Origin of the sequence: Kribbella soli, from assembly GCF_004331345.1 — a bacterium.
Lineage (GTDB): Bacteria > Actinomycetota > Actinomycetes > Propionibacteriales > Kribbellaceae > Kribbella > Kribbella soli.
The window spans coordinates 335936-352626 of the sequence record NZ_SJJZ01000005.1 but is presented as its reverse complement, the minus strand read 5'-3'; the positions used below and the strand labels follow the sequence as shown (position 1 = coordinate 352626).

The following is a 16691-nucleotide window of genomic DNA, read 5'->3' as shown; positions in this document are numbered from 1 at the left end:
ACGCACCTGTGGCGCCACCCGCTGGAGCACCAGGAGCACCAGGAGCGCCAGGCGCACCGGCCGGTTTACGGAGGGACGACAGGTCGACCGCCCCTGGACGGGAGAAGTTGGACTGGCTCACCACTGTCCTCGCATTCCGTGCACACTCCGTACGTTCACAGGTCCATCCTCTACGACGCGGCCGACTTGCGCTGCGCCCGGGTCACCATCAGGAGCCGCGCGAGGCCTGCTCGGGTCCCCGCGACCGCCAATCGGGTCCCCACCTTGACCGGCCGCTCGGACGCCGGACTCCACTCCCAGGGTCCGTGCAGATCCTGCCGCGCGAGCACTCGCAGCCCCTCGGCCTCGTTCAGTTCGCCGAGCCGCCGGCCGTCGGCGACCGACCCGGGCTCGACGGCCACCTCGGTCAGCAGCAGCACGCGGCGGCCGGCCGGGATCGTGACCTGCTTGCGCCGGTTCGCGACCGCGGCGGCGATCGCCGGCGCCACCAGCATCGACACCGACCGGCTGTGGCCGAGGCCCAGCCGCCGCTCGACCCGCTGCGCCAGGTCGTGGTCGAACATCCGCATCGTGATCCGGGCTTCCGGGTTCAGGTCCCGGGCCACCATCGCCGACTCCAGGTTGGTGATGTCTCCGTCGGTGATCGCGAGCACCGACTGGCACCGCTGTACGCCGGCCGAACGCAGCGTCTCCTCGTTGCTGCTGTCCCCGATCACGACCGGGATCTTCAGCCGGTGCGCGACCTGGATGCCGGGCGCGTCCTCGTCCTGATCGACGCCGACGACCGCGACGCCCCGCTCGGTGAGAATCTCGAGCACCCGCGCGCCGACCGTACCGAGGCCGCACACGACGACATGGTTGCGCGGCCGGCCCCGGACACCGCCGATGATGCGCGACAGCCGCGCGCCGATCAGCGAGTCGACCACGACGGCGGTCAGCAACGCCATCAGCACGATCCCGGTCAGCTGCACCACCACAGCGGCGACCTTCACCCAAGGGTCGGCGTCGGAGAACGCGTTGTCCTCGATGCCCGCCGACGTCACCGCGCCGGCGGCCATGTACACCGCCCGCCACCACTCGATCCCACCGACGAAGTGGATGACCGCCGTACCGGCCGCGACCAGGAACGCCATCACCGCGGCGATCTTCCGGACCCGGCTGTCGAGGATGTCGCGGAGCGCCATGAACCAGCCGGCCGGGCGTACGTCGCGGCTGGGCCAGATCGTCCGTACGCCGGTGCCGAGCACGATGTCACCGTCCGGGTCGGCGCTGGCCATCGGCAACAGCTGCGGCGTCGCGGACGAGGTCGTGTCCGCGAGCACCGTCAGATGCGGTTCGCCGATCAGGTCGGCCTGTCCCACGACCACCCGCCGACCGCCGAGCTCCATCCAGGTCAGCTCGTCGTCCTCCAGCGCGTCCGAGACGAACGCGGGCGCGGCCAGCGACGGCCCGTTGATCACCACGCAGTCGCCGAGCAGGCTGTTGAGCTGTTTGCTCAGCCGCGGATTCACCATCTGTACGACGATCCGCAGCTCCGGATCCATGTCCCGCGCGGTCAGCGCGGTGTGCACGTTGTGGACGTCGTCGGTGTCCAGGAGGACCAGTGCGCGCGCGGTGGACGGCGTACCGTCGTCGGCGGCGTCGACCCCGGCCCGCCGCAGCAACGACTCGCTGATCACCCGCGCGCCCATCACGGTCGCGCCGAGCTCACCGATGCGGTCGTAGTGACGGGAGGCGGGGTTGACGATCGCGGTCACCCGTTCGCCCGAACTCACCAGCTCGGTGACCACCCGCAGCATCGTGCGGTCCGAACCGCAGACCACCACTCGCCGTCCGTCCGAGGAATCGGCCGCGCCGGAGGCCTCTCGCCCGGACGGTGGCGGCTCCTCAGAATCGGGCGGGCTCTCGGTACTCTCCCCACTGTTCCCGAAGAACGTGACAGATTTCCCCCATCGTGGCCTCCGCACGCACTGCCTCCAGCATGGGCTCGATCAGGTTGCCAGTGCCCCTGGCCGCCTCCACCAGAGCCGACAGCGTACGCCGTACCCGGTCCTCGTCGCGGTGCGCCTTGCGTTCCGCGAGGACGCGGCACTGCTCGACCTCGACCTCGTGCGAGACCCGGAGGATCTCCAGCTCGCCGGACACGGTGTCGGTGAGCGTGTTGACGCCGACGATCTTCTTCTCGCTCTTCTCGAGCTTCTGCTGGTACTCGAACGCGGCGTCGGCGATCTCGGCCATGAACCAGCCGTCCTCGATCCCGCGCAGGATGCCGCCGGTCATCGTCTCGTCCGGGCTCATCTCCTTGATCCGCGCGAAGATCGCCTCGGCCTCGGCCTCGATCGCGTCGGTCAGCGCCTCGACGTACCAGGACCCGCCGAGCGGGTCGGCGACGTTCGTGATGCCGATCTCCTCCATCAGCACCGACTGAGTCCGCAGCGCGATCTCGGCCGACTCCTCACTCGGCAGCGCCAGCGTCTCGTCGAGCGCGTTGGTGTGCAGCGAGTTCGTCCCGCCGAGTACGGCGGCCAGCGCCTCGACAGCCGTCCGTACGACGTTGTTGTACGGCTGCTGCGCCGTGAGCGACACCCCGGCCGTCTGCGTGTGGAACCGGAGCCACTGCGCCTTGTCGGTCTTGGCGCCGTACACGTCCCGCAGCCAGCGCGCCCAGATCCGGCGGGCGGCCCGGAACTTCGCGATCTCCTCGAAGAAGTCCAGGTGGCTGTCGAAGAAGAACGACAGGCCCGGCGCGAACACGTCGACGTCGAGTCCGCGGGAGAGCCCGAGCTCGACGTACCCGAAGCCGTCGGCGAGCGTGTAGGCGAGCTCCTGCGCGGCGGTCGAGCCGGCCTCGCGGATGTGGTAGCCGGAGACGCTCAGCGGCTTGTACGCCGGGATCGTCGTCGCGCAGTACTCCATCAGGTCGCCGATCAGGCGCAGGTGCGGCTCCGGCGGGAACAGCCACTCCTTCTGCGCGATGTACTCCTTGAAGATGTCGGTCTGCAGCGTCCCGTTCAGCTTGGAGATGTCCGCGCCCTGGCGCTCGGCGGCGACCAGGTACATGCAGAACGCCGGCACGGCGGGGCCGGAGATCGTCATCGACGTGGTGACGTCCTGCAGCGGGATGTCCTTGAACAGCCGGTCCATGTCGACGGCCGAGTCGATCGCGACGCCGCAATGGCCGACCTCGCCGAGCGACTTCGGCTCATCGGAATCGCGCCCCATCAGCGTCGGCATGTCGAACGCGACCGACAGACCGCCGCCGCCACCGTTGAGGATCATCCGGTAGCGCTCGTTGGTCTGCTCCGCGTTCCCGAAACCGGCGAACTGGCGGATCGTCCAGGTCCGGCCGCGGTACCCGGTCGCGTACAGACCGCGGGTGAACGGGAACTCCCCCGGCCAGCCGATCCGCTCCATCCGCGGGTCGACGACGCCCTCGGGCGGCCCGTACACCGGCTCGACCTCGGTGCCGGACAGCGTGGTGAAGTCCGCCTCCCGCTTGCGCGCGGCGTCGTACCGCTGCTGCCACCGGCTCCGGCCGGCCGCAATCTGCTCGGCATCCATCAGTCAGACCTCCTCGGGAACTGGTCCCAAAATACTAGGACGTCCAACTATTTCCAACCGCCTCGGACGCTTTTCCAACCGGCGCGGACGCCCAGGCCATCACAATCGACCGACTCGGCGCTCCTCCCGCGGGACGGGTCGGCGAGACCGCGATTGTGATGGCCTGGAGATCCGGCCCTACCCAGCCAACCTGAGCCCGCGCCGACGCGACTGTTCGCGGGGGTCCGGGACGGGCGCCGCCTCCAGGAGGCGGACGGTGTAGGGGTCCTGGGGTGCGCGGAGGACGGACTCGCGGTCGCCCTGCTCGACCAGGCGGCCCTGGCTCATCACGGCGACGCGGTCGCAGACCTGGTCGACCACGGCGAGGTCGTGGCTGATGAACAGGCAGGCGAAGTGCAGCCGGTCCTGCAGCGAGCGGAGCAACTCGAGCACGGTGGCCTGCACCGAGACGTCGAGTGCGGACGTGGGCTCGTCGGCGATCAGCAACCCGGGATCGAGCGAGATCGCCCGCGCGATCGACACCCGCTGACGCTGACCGCCGGACAACTCGTGCGGGTACCGCCCGGCCCACGCCCCCGGCAGCTCGACACTGTCGAGCAGCTCCTCGACCCGGCGACGGAGCTCGGCGCCACGGACGCCGCCATGGACCGCGAGCGGCTCGCCGACGGACTGCCCGATGGTGCCGCGCGGGTTCAGCGAGCCGGCCGGGTTCTGGAACACGACGCCGATCCGGGCACGGGTCTTGCGCAGGTCGGACGCCGACGAGGAGGTGAGCGCCTGTCCGGCGACGTGGACCTCGCCGGAGGTGATCGGTGCGAGACCGAGCACCGCTTTGCCGATCGTGGACTTCCCGGATCCGGACTCACCGACCAGACCGACGACCTCACCCGGATTCAGCAGCAGATCCACGTGACCTACCGCCTGCACCGTCCGGCCCCGGCGACCGCGGTACTCGACCACGAGATCGTCGATCCGCAGCGCCGCAACGTCCGCGTCCACAGAAGTCGACTCGCGTGGGCCGCCCCGCGGCACAGCGTCCAGCAGGGCCTGGGTGTATTCCTGCGTCGGGTGGTCGAACAGCTCGTGTACGTCGGCCGTCTCGACCACCGCGCCCTTGCGCATCACAACGACCCGGTCGGCCACGTCCGCGACCACGCCCATGTCATGGGTGATGATCATGATCGCCCCGGAGATCTTCGACCGCATCGCAAGCAGTACGTCGAGCACCTCCTGCTGCACGGTCACGTCGAGGGCCGTGGTCGGCTCGTCCGCGATCAGGAGTTCCGGGTCGCACGCCAGCGCGATCGCGATCATCACCCGCTGGCACTGGCCTCCGGACAACTGGTGCGGGTAGTACTTCAGCCGGTTCTCGGGGATCTCGACCATCCGCAGCAACTCGATCGCCCGCTCCCGCGCCGCGCCCCGCGACAGCGACGGCTGGTGCGTGCGGATCATCTCGACCAGCTGTGCCCCGATCGTGAACACCGGATCGAGCGCCCCGGACGGGTCCTGGAAGATCATCGCGATCCGCCGCCCACGGAGCGCGGTGAGTTCGGCCCGCGACATCTCCAGTACGTCGGCGCCGCCGAAGCTGATCCGCCCGCCTGCCCGCGCGTTCGAGGGCAGCAGACCTAGCGCTGCTAGCGCGGTGACGCTCTTCCCGGACCCCGACTCACCCACGACCGCGAGCACCTCGCCCGCCCGGACCCCGAAGCTGACCCCGTCGACCGCGCGCTGCGTCGTACCGCCGACGGTGAAGTCGACCGTCAGCTCCTCGAACCGCAGGACCTCGTCGCTCACTCGCTGTCCCCCTGATCCGCTTCGAGCTTGTCGCGGTGTTCCTGCCAGTCAGCGAGCATCTTGCGGTGGTACGACGCCAGCCACTCGAAGTAGTTGCGCGCGTTCCGCAGTCGCTTGGCCGGACCGGGCATCCCCTCGGGAAGCTCGGCGAGCATGTCGTCGAACAGCCGCTGCTGTCTGCCGAGCGACCGCCGCTCCCCCGCCAGGAAGCTCCCCCAGACGTCGTCCTCCACCTTGAAGTAGTGGTTGCGATCACCCGGTACGGCGTGCCGCACGATGAACCCGAGATCGATCAGCCGCCGGGTCGCGCTCGAGATCGAGCCGGCACTCGCCGACAACGCCCGGGTCAGTTCGGCCGATGCGACGTACGGCTTGTTGCTCACCATCAGGTAGCCGAGGACGCGCCCCTCCATCCGGGGCGAGCCCGCCAGCTCTCTCAGCAGGGCGAACTGCTCGACGAAGTCCGCGCGGCGCGAGTCCTCCTCCCACGCGTCGTCAGGCATCGTCTCGTCACTCATCCCGACCTCCCAGAATGGCTCCCGCGATCTGCGCCGTACGGCGTTTCCGGAACGCCTCGACCGGCCAGCGTGAGCTTCCGCCGTACCGGACCAGCGACGGCCGGCCGTCCGCGTCCCAGGTGAACTCCACCTTCTCGCCGATCGATCCGAACCCCGCCGAAGGTACGACGGCCAGCGTGTTCTCGTCGACGACCTGGAGCTCCTCGTAGCTGTCGACCGGATCCGGTGCGGCCGGGAAGAACGCGACCAGGCGCCCGCCGAGCAGCGCGATGCTGAGCACGCCCATCAGGTTCGCGAAGTTCCCGCAGAACCGCCGGGCGTCGATGTCGCTCGGCACCCGGGTACCGGCCGGCGGTTCGGCCGCGAGGTTCAGCAGCTTGACCACACCCGTGGCCAGGACGCCCGCCGGCCCGCCGATGCAGTTGGTGAGGACCGACACGACGATCTGGTCGGCGGGGTCGATGAAGGTCCGGGTGATGTGGCCCGGGTACCCGCCGCTGTGCCCGACCAGCCGCCGTCCGCCGATCGTGATGATGTCCATGCCGAGTCCGTAGCGGCCGATCTCGCGCCCGTTGGCGTTCACCAGGCTCTCGTCCCGCTGCAGCAGCCGCTTGCTCGCGTCACCGATCAGCTGGTCCGCCCCGAAGAAATGCGCGGCACCGTAGACGGCCAGGTCCTCGGCGGTGGAGTAGAACCCGGTGGCCGCCGCCATCGCGCGGGTGTCCACGTGCGGGATGACCTCGCGTACGTCGTTCCCGTCGAGCAGCCCGGTATGACCGCCGGCGTACTCACCGGCCCGCGCACGCTCCCACTCGGCGCCCGTGTTGGTCAGTCCGAGCCGATCCACGATGTTCGCCGCGACGTAATCGCCGTATGACGACCCGCTCGCGGACTCGATCACCAGGCCGAGCAGCGAGTACCCGATGTTCGTGTACTTGAAGTACTCGTTGCGCTCGAACACCTGCCCAGCAGACCGGCAAAGCTCGATCAGCCCGTCCCGGTCCGGGAACGGATCCATCAGCTGCCAGTAGTCCTTGTCCACGCCGTCCCGGATCACGCCTGCTTGATGACCGAGCAACTCGCGCACGGTGACCGGCGCCAAGGCACTCCCGTCCAGCTCGGGGACATAGGTATCGATCGGGTCGTCCAGGCGGACCTTGCCTTGTTCGACCAGCTGCAGGATCGAGGTCGCCGTGAACGTCTTGCTGTGCGACGCGATCCGGAACAGGTGGTCCGTGCGCAGCGGCGTACCGGCGACCTCGTCGCTGTGACCGAGGGCGGTCGAGAGGATGAGCTCGTCACCGACCCGGATCGCCGCCTGGACTCCCGGCGTGCGCAGATAGCCACGCTGGTACTCCAGCCAGCTCTCGATGGCCGGTGCGGCTTCCCTGGCAATAGCTGCGTCGAACAAGGCGGCGTCCGTTCTGTCGAGTGTGGTCATCAGGAGCGTCCCTTCGGGTTCACCGCGTCGCGGAGCACGTCGCCGAGGGTGATCAGGCTCAGTACCGTCGCGGCGAGGAAGATCGCCGGGTAGATCAGTGTGTGCGGCGCCTGCTGGAAGCGCGACTGCGCGGTGGCGAGTTGCAGGCCCCACGAGATCGACGGCGCCCGCAGACCGAGGCCGAGGAAGGTCAGGGTCGACTCGGCGACGATCACACCGCCGACGGTCAGCGTGGCGACCGCGAGCACCGGGCCGATCGAGTTCGGCAGCACGTAGTGGCTGAGGATCCGGGTGGTCGGGAACCCCATCGCCTTCGCGGCCTGGACGTACTCCGCGTCCCGGGTCGCGCGGACCGTCGTACGGACCATCCGGGCCAGGGTCGGCCAGGAGAACACCGCGAGGACGAGCGACACCGACAGGACCGACCGCTTGCCGAGGCTGTTCAGTACGACGATCGCACCGAGCAGGAACGGGAAGCCGAGGAAGACGTCGGTCAGCCGGGCCAGGATCGAATCCGCCCAGCCGCCGACGTACCCGGCGACCGTTCCGACGCCGACGGCGATCACCAGGGCGATCAACGTGCACACCAGGCCGACGGACAGCGACGCGCGGGCGCCGTGTACGACGTTCGCGTAGACGTCGCAGCCCTGGAGGTCCTGGCCGAACGGATGGCCGGGTGAGGACGGGCGCGCGCTGGCGGAGATGTCGCAGGCGCGCGGGTCGGCGCTGCTGAACAACTGCGGGACGATCGCCATCAGCAGCAGAACCGCTAGCACTGCTAGCGGTAGCCAGAAGAGCACGCGGCGGCGGACGGTTACCCAGACACCGCGGCGCGCAATCACGTCCTCGTCGAGAGTCCGGGCGAGCACTGCATCAGTCATGGCGGATCCTCGGGTCGAGGAGGGAGTTGAGCAGGTCGACGACGAGGCTGGTCAGCAGGAAGATCAGGATCAGGGCGGTCGCGATGCCGACCACCGTCGGTCCTTCGTGCACCCGGATCGACTCGAACAGCAACTGACCGACGCCCGGCAGGTTGAAGATGCCTTCCGTCACGACAGCGCCGCCGAGCAACGCGCCCAGATCGATCGCGAGATACGTCAGCACCGGGATCGCCGAGTTCCGCAGTACATGCACGCCGATGACCCGGCGCCGGGACAACCCCTTGGCCCACAGCGCGCGGACGAAGTCGGAGCTCATCGTGTCCACCACGCTCCCCCGGGTCAGCCGCGCCACCGCGGCCAGGCCGTAGATCGCCAGAACCGTTGCCGGCAGCAAGTACGACGTCGGCCAGCCGTCCGTCACGCCCGCGATCGGCAGCAGCGACAGCTTCACGCCGAACACGAGCTGCGCCGTCACCGCCATCACGAAGATCGGCACCGACGCGATCAGGATCGTCAGGATCAGCACACCGCGATCGATCCAGGTGTTCTTCCGCAGTCCGGCGACCAGACCGAGGCCGACGCCGATCACCACCTGGATCACCCAGGCCGTCAGCGCCAGCCGGATCGTCACCGGCCAGCGGCTCGCCAGCCGCTCGGCCACCGATCGGCCGCGGAAGTCGACGCCCAGGTCGCCGGTGAGCAGATGGCCGAGGTAGCGCAGGTACTGCGACCAGAGCGGATCGTTGAGGTGGTACAGATTCCGGATCCGTTCGACCACCGCCGGCGACAGCGGCTGATCGCCGCCGAGGCTGGAGATCGGGTCACCGGGCAACGCGAAGACCGCCGCGTAGATGGCGAACGTGACGCCGAAGAACACCAGCACCAGTTCGATCAACCGCCGGATCGTGAACCGCGCCATCAGTCGGCCCGCCTCCGCACCGCGTCCAGCAGTGCGAGCGCGGCGGCGTACTGCACCCCGACCAGATCCTTGATCGGGATCGTCCGCAGCTGCGTGTCGAGTGACGCGGCCTCGTCCTGCCATCCGCGGTAGAGCTCGCGAAGCCGCTTGGCCGGTCCATGAAGTGCGGCCGCAGCGCTGCCGCGAGCGATCTCTCCCTCGACGGCGCGGACCAGCATCCCGCCGTACCGGAGCCGGAACATACGGTTGGTGTCAGGCAGGCCGAACGCCTCCGCGACGGTCGCGCGCCGGCTTGGGTCGATCTCGGCCGCTCGCCGCCGGTCGCGCTCCGGCCGCCGGAACAGGTACGGCAGGAACGCGGTGATCCCGCGGACCAGCTGCGAATCGTCCGACAAGTACGGCCGGACCTGCTGGAAGATCTCGTCCATCTCCCGCAGATTCCGCTCGAGCTCATCCGCCGCGTCCGCGAGCACCTGTCCGTACGGCGCATCCGTCGACGACTGGTCGTCCACCGCGGGGTGCGTCCAGTACGGCAACTCGGCGACCAGCGTGACCGTCCCGTGCCGTTCGGCGTACGCGGCTGACGAGCCACCCGATCCGCTCGGCGTCGGCAGCCCCAGACGCTCGGCATAGTCGTACGTCGCCTTGGCCGAGATCATCTCGTACACCGCCGGCCCGAGCGGGCGGGCCACGGGCGTCTCGGGCTCACCGAGGTCGAGCGGCAATCCGAAGGAGGCTGCCACCGCGTGCAGCTCGTCGACGTACCCCTCGAGCTCCTGGGTGACGTAGTAGTAGACGCCGCCGAGCTCGGTGTTGTGCAACGAGACGGCGATGATCGGTTTCAGCTCGTCAATCACCCGCATCAGGGCGAGTGTCTCGGGCAGCACCTGGTCGAAGTACGCGTTCTTGTACTGGAACGGGAACGACCACTCGACCTGCTCAGCGGGAGCGGGCCGGTGGAAGTGGGCGCCGTAGTGGACCCGGGTGAACGGGCCGTCGAACCAGCCTTCGTTCAGGCGGGTGCCGTCGGGGTCGATGCAGCCGATGATGTTCCAGCGGCACGTCGCCCGGAGCTCCGGATCGGCGCACAGGTCCTCGGCGAGGTGGATCGCGGTCCAGAACCCGATCGGTTCGTTCGGGTGCACGCCGGCGTACACGAGGGCCTGGTCCGGCCCGTCGCCGATCGAGTACATGGTGATCGGGTCGCCGAGTCTCGACGTACCGATCCGGCGCCGGGTGACGAGGTCGGGGTGCGCGTCGGTCAGAGCGTCCAGCCGCGCGGTGATCTCGTCGATGCCCGGGAAGTGGGTCAGGTCGGGGACGCGGTGGGCCCGCTCCAGGATCGCCTGGAGCGGGCCGTCGGCAACAGCCGCCATCAGTTGTCCGCCAGCGTGGTGTTCTCGAGCTCGAGGCTGCCCGCACCCTCGGCCAGCTTGGCGATCCGGTCCGAGGTCGCGTACGTGTACTTCTCGAAGAACATCGGCGGCGCCGGGAAGTCCTTCAGGATCGCCGTCTGTACGTCGACGTACCCCTCGATCGCCTTCTGCGGGTCGACCTGCGCGTCCGCCTTCGCGAGCAGCTGCTCGACCTGCGGGGTGTAGTACGGGATGCAGTTCACGCAGCCGCCGGCCTTTGTGTAGAAGGAGCGCAGGGTGTTCTGCTGGCTGGCGTAGAGGGCGCCCCAGCGGGAGAAGTACGGGCCGCTCAGCTTCTGGTCGTTGCGCAGCTTCTGGAACTCCGGGAAGTCGGTGGTCGGCGTCGCGGTGACGTCCTTGATCCCGAGGTTCTGCCGGAGCTGGTTGGCGTAGGCGTTGTAGAGGTCGTCCAGGCCCGAGCCACCCGGGTAGCGGATCTCCATGGTGCCGCTGAAGCCGCCGGCCTCGGCCAGGAGCTGCTTGGCCTTGGCCGGATTGAACGTGCACAGCTCGCCGCACAGGCCCTTCGGCGTACCCGGCTCACCCGGCGGGGTCAGCGCCGTCGCGGGCTCCCAGATGCCGCCGTAGATCACGTTGCTCACGGCCTGCCGGTCGATCGCCATCGAGATCGCCTGCCGCACCCGGACGTCCTGGTAGCGCTTGTCCCACAGCGGCAGACCGAGGTAGTTCATGCCCAGGCCCTGGAAGACGTACGCGCGGTCGCCGAAGTCCTTCTTCACCTGCGCCATTCGGGCCGCCGGCACGAACAGGATGTCGGTGTTGCCGGCCTGTACGTCGGTGTAGGCCGTGGTCATGTCGGTGTACGGCTTGAAGACGATCTCGTCGACCGTGGGCTTCGGGCCCTGGTACGCGTCGTACCGCTTGACCGTCATCGGCTCGTTCTCGGTGTAGCTGCCGACCATCTGGAACGGCCCGTTGCCGATCGGCTGCTTGCCGAAGGCATCGAAGTCCTTGTACGCCGCTTCCGGCAGCGGGAAGAACCCGCTCTGCGCCTGCGAGAGCTGCACGGGGAACTGGCCGTCCGGGCTCTTCAAGGTGACCGTGAAGGTGAGGTCGTCGACCACCTTGAGGCCGGACAGTTGCGTGGTCGTGGGCTTGCCCTTGGCCGGGTTCAGGGCGTCGTACCCGGCGATGTTGACCAGCTGGCCGCTGTTCTCCCAGGCGTTCGGGCCGTAGGCGACGGTGTTCCACGCCTTCACGTAGCTCTCGGCGGTGACCTTCTCACCGTTGTGGAAGGTCCAGCCCGGGCGCAGCTTGACGGTCCAGTGCACGGCGTCGGACGACTTCACCGACTCCGCGTTCAGATAGGTCACCGATCCGTCGCTCTTGACGAAGGTCAGGCTCGCGAACAGCTCCTTGACCTGGGCGAACGCGATCGTCTGGCGACCGGGGTTGAGGGTCACCGGGTCGGAGACGGCGAACGAGATCGACTTCGTCGCGCCATCGGCCGACCCGGAGTCGCCGCCGCCGGAGCAGCCGGCCAGGGCCACGGTGGCGGCGAGGAGAACAGCGGCAGCACGCTTCATGAGGTCCTCCAGGGACGTGTGCCGGCCTGCAGGGGTGGCCGACTCGTCTCCGATCCTGGACGCCGATCCCACTACCTGGCAATAGGGAAACTTGGGAAGTTTCAGTAGGAAATGAACTTTTAGCGCAGGCGTAACACAAGGAACGTCGGTCAGGACTGGGTCAGTTGAAGTCGCCGGCGTTGTGGCGGAGGGGTTCGAGGACGGACCAGAGCATCTTGAGCTGGTCGTCGGTCAGGCCGGACAGCGCGAAGTCGGCGGCGACCAGGTCGGCGGTGGCACGTTCGACCAGGTCGCGGCCCTCGGGGGTGATCTCGCAGAGCACCGCGCGGCCGTCGTCCGGGTGCGGCGTCCGGGTCACCAGCCCGGCCGACTCGAGCCGGCGGACGATCGAGGTCACCGACGTCGGGTGCACCTGCAGGCGCTCCCCCATCTTCCCGAGCGGCAGCGACCCGCGCCGGGAGAAGGTGAGCAGCACCAGGGCCTCGAAGCGGGCGAACGTCAGCCCGTGCTTGCGGAGGATCTCGTCCAGTTCGTTGATCACGATCTGCTGCGCCCGCATCAGCGACGTGACGGCCCGCATCTGCTCGACGGCGCCCCAACGCCGCCCCCATTGCCGCGACGCCTCCTCGATCGGATCGAACGGCAACGCCCTCTTCCTGGCCATGACCGGAACCTTAGCCCGACACTGATCGGACTATGTCGAGACTCAGAGATTCGGACTTTCCTGTCCTCGGGACGGACGCACCCGCGGAGCAGTTGATCAGCATTCGCTTCCGCTGGTACGCCGCGCAGGCCCGGCGCGCCCGCATCTGGTACCGGGCGCTCGGCACCGTGCAACTCATCGCCGCCGTGGTGATCGCGATCTCGGTGGCCATCAAGGCGCCCATCTGGCTGGCCCCTTCGCTCGGTGGGGTGATCGCGCTGGCCGAGGGGATCCGGACGTTGTTCGGGTTCAAGGACTCATATCCGACGTACACGCGGACCGCGCAGGAGCTGCGGAACGAGGCCTGGCTCTACTCGCAGAAGGCCGGCCGGTACGCCAAGGCCGGCGAACCGGTGAAGTTGCTCGCCGAGCGAGTCGTCGAGATCAGCTACTCCGAGACCCAGGACTGGGAGGCAGCCTTGAAGGCGCGGAGCGTCTGAAACTGTCGGCGGGCTCTGACAAGGTGCCGACATGAGATTTCTGGAGCACGTGCGGGCCGAGAGCGCCCGGCTCGGCGAGGTCGCGCGGACTGGGCTCGACGCAGCCGTGCCCAGTTGTCCGGGGTGGACGGTGGACGACGTGGTGCGACACGTCGCGATGGTGTACGTCCACAAGGTCGAGGTGCTGAAGCTCGGCGCCCGCCCCGACCCGTGGCCGCCGGACTTCTCCGGGCTCGCTTCCCTGGAGTGGTACGACGACGCGCGCGCGGCGATCGTCGACGCGCTGGAAGCGGCCGGGACCGAGACGCCGACGTGGACGTTCAGCCCGCGCGACAGCACGTCCGCGTTCTGGTACCGGCGGATGGCGCACGAGACCGTGATCCATCGGATCGATGTCGAGCAGGCGCACGACGTCGTCACACCGATCGACACCGAGCTGGCCCTCGACGGGATCGACGAGGTCCTCTACCCGACGCTCGGTGGGCCGTGGTGGGAGGAGGGCGACACCGCCTACCCGATCGACGCGGCCGTTCGGCTGACCGCGGGAGGCCGGTCCTGGACCGTGTACGCCGACGCGAGGAGTGTCGACGTACGGCAAGGGGCTGAGGGGGATGCAGCGGCGGAGATCTCTGGGGATCCGGCGCAGGTCTATCTGTGGTTGTGGGGCAGGGCGGGCGACGACGCGATCCAGACAGCCGGTGATCCGGACGTGGTGCGGGCGTTCCGTGGACGACTTTCGGAGGCCTCGCAATGAGGATGTCCTCTCGGGAGAAGGCTGTTCGTTCCCTTGCTGAGAGACCACAGTGGTCTCAGCGAGAAGGAGGACTCCGATGGCGCAGTACCTTGCACTGACCTACACCGCTGACGTCGATTGGTGGGCGCCCGAACAGGCCGACGAGCTGGCCGAGTACCGGAGGTTCGGCGTCGAGTTCGCCGAGCAGGTGAAGGCGAGCGCCGTACTGCATCCGACCTCGACGGCGACCGTCGTCCGGGTCGAGGGTGCCCGCGGCGGGCCGGTGGTCACCACCGACGGACCGTACGCCGAGACCAAGGAAGCGCTGACCGGCTACTACCTGATCGAGGCCGAGGACCTCGAGGAGGCGGTGCGGGTCGCGGCCGAGATCCCGGCGGCCTGGGGCGGCGCGGTCGAGGTCCGGCCGGTGATCGTGGCCAAGTAGAGCAGGTCCCGTGAACGAGCGGTACGACGCGGTCGCCGAGACGATCCGGATCGAGGGGACGCGGATTCTCGCGACCCTGATCCGGACGGTCGGCAATGTCCAACTCGCCGAGGACGCGGTCCAGGAGGCGGCTCTGGCGGCGCTCGGAGCGTGGCCGGTGACCGGCGTACCGCCCGAGCCGCGGGCCTGGCTCACCGTGACCGCCCGGCGGAAGGCGATAGACATCATCCGCCGTGAGCAGGCCCGCGGCACCAAGGAGCGCGACGGCGCGGACCTGATCGAGCTGACCAAGCGCGAGGTCGAGACCGACGACGTCGTCCAGGACGACCTGCTGCGGCTGATCTTCACGTGCTGCCACCCGTCGCTGTCTCCTCCGACCCGCGTGGCTCTCGCGCTCCGCACGCTCTGCGGCCTCTCACCCGCACAGATCGCCGGCGTCCTGCTGACGACCGAGGTCGCCACGACGAAGCGGCTGGTCCGCGCACGGCAGAAGATCGCCGCCGCGCGCATCCCGTACCGCGTGCCGGCCGAGGCCGAGCTACCCGAACGACTGCCTGCGGTCTGCGCAGTCATCCACAGCCTCTACACCGCGGGCCATGCGCCGGCCGAGGGCGAGGCGGCGTACGACGTCGACCTGTGTGCGGAAGCGATCCGGCTGGCTGAGCTCCTGCACTCGCTCCTCCCCGTCCAGCCGACACCGACGGCGGTGCTGGCGCTCCTGCTCCTGACCGAGGCGCGTCGACCGGCCCGCGTCGACGACTCCGGCGAGGTTGTGACGCTCGATCTGCAGGACCGCTCGCTGTGGGATCAGGACCTCATCGGCCGCGGCGTCGCGCTCCTCAACGAGTCGCTGGAGCGGTCCGCCCGGCAGGCCGACGCGTATCAGTTGCAGGCCGCGATCGCAGCCGAGCATGCGCGCGTACCCAGCTACACCGCGACCGACTGGCGCGAGATCGTCCGGCTGTACGACCTGCTGGTCGAGGTCTCCCCCAGCCCCGCCGCCGAACTCGCCCGCGTCGTCGCGATCGCCGAAATCGGTGATGTCGACAGGGCCCTCAAGCTGCTCGACGAGATCCCACCCAGCTCACGCCGGCATGCGGTCCGCGGCGAACTCCTCGCCCGCAGGTCCCGCTACGACGAGGCCGCCGTCGAGCTGCAGCAGGCGCTGGACACAGCTCCGCCCAACCACCCGGAGCGCTTCCACCGGGAACGCCGCCGCAACCACTTCCGCGACCTCGCCGACCTCACGAAGACGTGAGGGTCATTCGCTGTCGGTCCAGTTGCCGCGTTCGCTGTTGAAGATGGACTTCGAGGCGGACGAGGTCGGTGGGGACGCGGGGCGGGACGGCTGCGCGGCGGCCGGGGCGCTGCTCGCGCTGACTTCCTGCGCGGAGTCCATCCCGATCGGGCCGGTGCCGTCGTCGTCGGAGTCCTCGTCCCCCTGCAGTACGTCGACACTCGCGGAGGCCCGCAGGCCGGTCCGCTGGATGACGCGCTGAATGGTCAGGTCGCGGTCGTCAGGCCGGCTGACCCACTTGATCTCACGGAAGCCCTGGTCCTGCGCGGCCGACTCGAAGACGAAGTGGCCGTAGCCCAGCATCCGGCCGATGATCGGCTTCTGCAGGGTGATGTCGAGGACCCGGGCGATCGGGGTGGTCGCGACGGTCTGGGAGAAGACGCCCCGGATCCGCATGACCCGCATGTTGGTGACCACGAACCGGTCCCGATGGTGGGTGAGGAATTGCCAGAAGGCGTGGGTCAGCAGCACCAGCACGATCGCCAGCAGCACCGGCTGCCCACCGATCGCGGTGGTGGCCATCGTCAGCAGCAGGGCCGCCGCGAGCACGACCTCGAGCATCGGCACCGAGTACACCACCCAGTGCTGCCGCACCTCGTCGATGACGACTTCGCCCTCGTCCGAGATCAGATGGCGCCGGACCTTCGGGTCGAAGATCCGGAACAGGCCTATTCCGGCCATCCGTTCACTCCCCTGTCACGCTGTTGTGTGACCCCGTACGACCAAGTGTCCCGCACGACGACGTGCAACGGGACACAGAGGCGACAGATCAGCTGAACAGCGCCGTCAGGAAGGTGATGACGCTTCCGAACGCGTCACCAACGGCCGAGAACGCGCCCCCTACCGCTCCCGCGGCGTTGGCCGGCTGAGTGAACAGATAGAAGCCGGCAAAGGCGATGAGCGACCAGATCAACAGCTTCTTCGGCATGTCGCCACTCCTTGTTCCTAACCACTCGGTCGACTGTGTTTGAGTTTGTATCACGGACCGTGA

Annotated in this window: 16 protein-coding genes; 4 read left to right on the top strand and 12 right to left on the bottom strand. The window is 68.9% G+C overall.

Annotation, left to right across the window (positions count from 1 at the left end; translation table 11 throughout):
- Window positions 1-170 precede the first annotated feature (170 nt).
- From E0H45_RS37355 to E0H45_RS37310, 10 genes are all read right to left on the bottom strand, one after another.
- Complete coding sequence (locus E0H45_RS37355) at window positions 171-1967, bottom strand: NAD-binding protein (protein WP_131346625.1); 1797 nt, start codon at window positions 1965-1967, stop codon at window positions 171-173.
- Complete coding sequence (locus E0H45_RS37350; protein WP_131346623.1) at window positions 1888-3561, bottom strand: coenzyme B12-dependent isobutyryl-CoA mutase large subunit; 1674 nt, start codon at window positions 3559-3561, stop codon at window positions 1888-1890. The genes E0H45_RS37355 and E0H45_RS37350 overlap by 80 nt, the downstream gene beginning before the upstream one ends.
- Window positions 3562-3738: 177 nt before the next feature.
- On the bottom strand, window positions 3739-5361 hold the full coding sequence (locus E0H45_RS37345; protein ID WP_131346621.1) for a dipeptide ABC transporter ATP-binding protein: 1623 nt from the start codon (window positions 5359-5361) through the stop codon (window positions 3739-3741).
- Entirely contained in the window at window positions 5358-5879 is a 522-nt protein-coding gene (locus tag E0H45_RS37340; protein ID WP_131346619.1) for a GbsR/MarR family transcriptional regulator, read from the bottom strand. The genes E0H45_RS37345 and E0H45_RS37340 overlap by 4 nt, the downstream gene beginning before the upstream one ends.
- Window positions 5872-7320, bottom strand: a complete 1449-nt coding sequence (locus E0H45_RS37335) for a serine hydrolase domain-containing protein (protein WP_131346616.1) — start codon at window positions 7318-7320, stop codon at window positions 5872-5874. The genes E0H45_RS37340 and E0H45_RS37335 overlap by 8 nt, the downstream gene beginning before the upstream one ends.
- The gene (locus E0H45_RS37330) at window positions 7320-8201 is read right to left on the bottom strand and encodes an ABC transporter permease (protein ID WP_131346614.1); all 882 of its coding nucleotides are present in this window, start codon (window positions 8199-8201) and stop codon (window positions 7320-7322) included. Before E0H45_RS37330 ends, E0H45_RS37335 begins: the two co-directional genes overlap by 1 nt.
- Window positions 8194-9120 (bottom strand): ABC transporter permease, encoded by a 927-nt coding sequence (locus E0H45_RS37325; RefSeq protein WP_131346612.1) that lies wholly within the window; start codon window positions 9118-9120, stop codon window positions 8194-8196. Before E0H45_RS37325 ends, E0H45_RS37330 begins: the two co-directional genes overlap by 8 nt.
- Window positions 9120-10496: a M14 family zinc carboxypeptidase gene (locus tag E0H45_RS37320; protein ID WP_131346610.1), complete on the bottom strand. Its 1377-nt coding sequence runs from the start codon at window positions 10494-10496 to the stop codon at window positions 9120-9122. Before E0H45_RS37320 ends, E0H45_RS37325 begins: the two co-directional genes overlap by 1 nt.
- Window positions 10496-12082 (bottom strand): peptide ABC transporter substrate-binding protein, encoded by a 1587-nt coding sequence (locus E0H45_RS37315; protein WP_131346608.1) that lies wholly within the window; start codon window positions 12080-12082, stop codon window positions 10496-10498. The genes E0H45_RS37320 and E0H45_RS37315 overlap by 1 nt, the downstream gene beginning before the upstream one ends.
- A gap of 160 nt (window positions 12083-12242) precedes the next feature.
- The gene (locus E0H45_RS37310; protein ID WP_131346606.1) at window positions 12243-12746 is read right to left on the bottom strand and encodes a MarR family winged helix-turn-helix transcriptional regulator; all 504 of its coding nucleotides are present in this window, start codon (window positions 12744-12746) and stop codon (window positions 12243-12245) included.
- A gap of 32 nt (window positions 12747-12778) precedes the next feature.
- On the opposite strand from E0H45_RS37310, the gene E0H45_RS37305 reads away from it, so the two are divergent.
- The 4 genes from E0H45_RS37305 to E0H45_RS37290 all read left to right on the top strand — a co-directional run bounded on the left by E0H45_RS37305 (window position 12779) and on the right by E0H45_RS37290 (window position 15661).
- Window positions 12779-13225 carry a DUF4231 domain-containing protein gene (locus E0H45_RS37305; protein ID WP_131346604.1) on the top strand — a complete coding sequence of 149 codons (447 nt, stop codon included), beginning with the start codon at window positions 12779-12781 and terminating at the stop codon, window positions 13223-13225.
- 31 nt (window positions 13226-13256) lie between these two features.
- On the top strand, window positions 13257-13979 hold the full coding sequence (locus E0H45_RS37300; RefSeq protein WP_131346602.1) for a maleylpyruvate isomerase family mycothiol-dependent enzyme: 723 nt from the start codon (window positions 13257-13259) through the stop codon (window positions 13977-13979).
- 76 nt (window positions 13980-14055) lie between these two features.
- Window positions 14056-14403 (top strand): YciI family protein, encoded by a 348-nt coding sequence (locus E0H45_RS37295; protein WP_131346600.1) that lies wholly within the window; start codon window positions 14056-14058, stop codon window positions 14401-14403.
- A gap of 10 nt (window positions 14404-14413) precedes the next feature.
- Entirely contained in the window at window positions 14414-15661 is a 1248-nt protein-coding gene (locus E0H45_RS37290; protein WP_131346598.1) for an RNA polymerase sigma factor, read from the top strand.
- A gap of 3 nt (window positions 15662-15664) precedes the next feature.
- Here the strand turns inward: E0H45_RS37290 and E0H45_RS37285 are convergent, their stop codons facing one another.
- Window positions 15665-16381: a PH domain-containing protein gene (locus E0H45_RS37285; RefSeq protein ID WP_131346596.1), complete on the bottom strand. Its 717-nt coding sequence runs from the start codon at window positions 16379-16381 to the stop codon at window positions 15665-15667.
- A gap of 88 nt (window positions 16382-16469) precedes the next feature.
- Window positions 16470-16628, bottom strand: a complete 159-nt coding sequence (locus tag E0H45_RS42680) for a hypothetical protein (protein ID WP_165546737.1) — start codon at window positions 16626-16628, stop codon at window positions 16470-16472.
- Window positions 16629-16691: the final 63 nt, after the last annotated feature.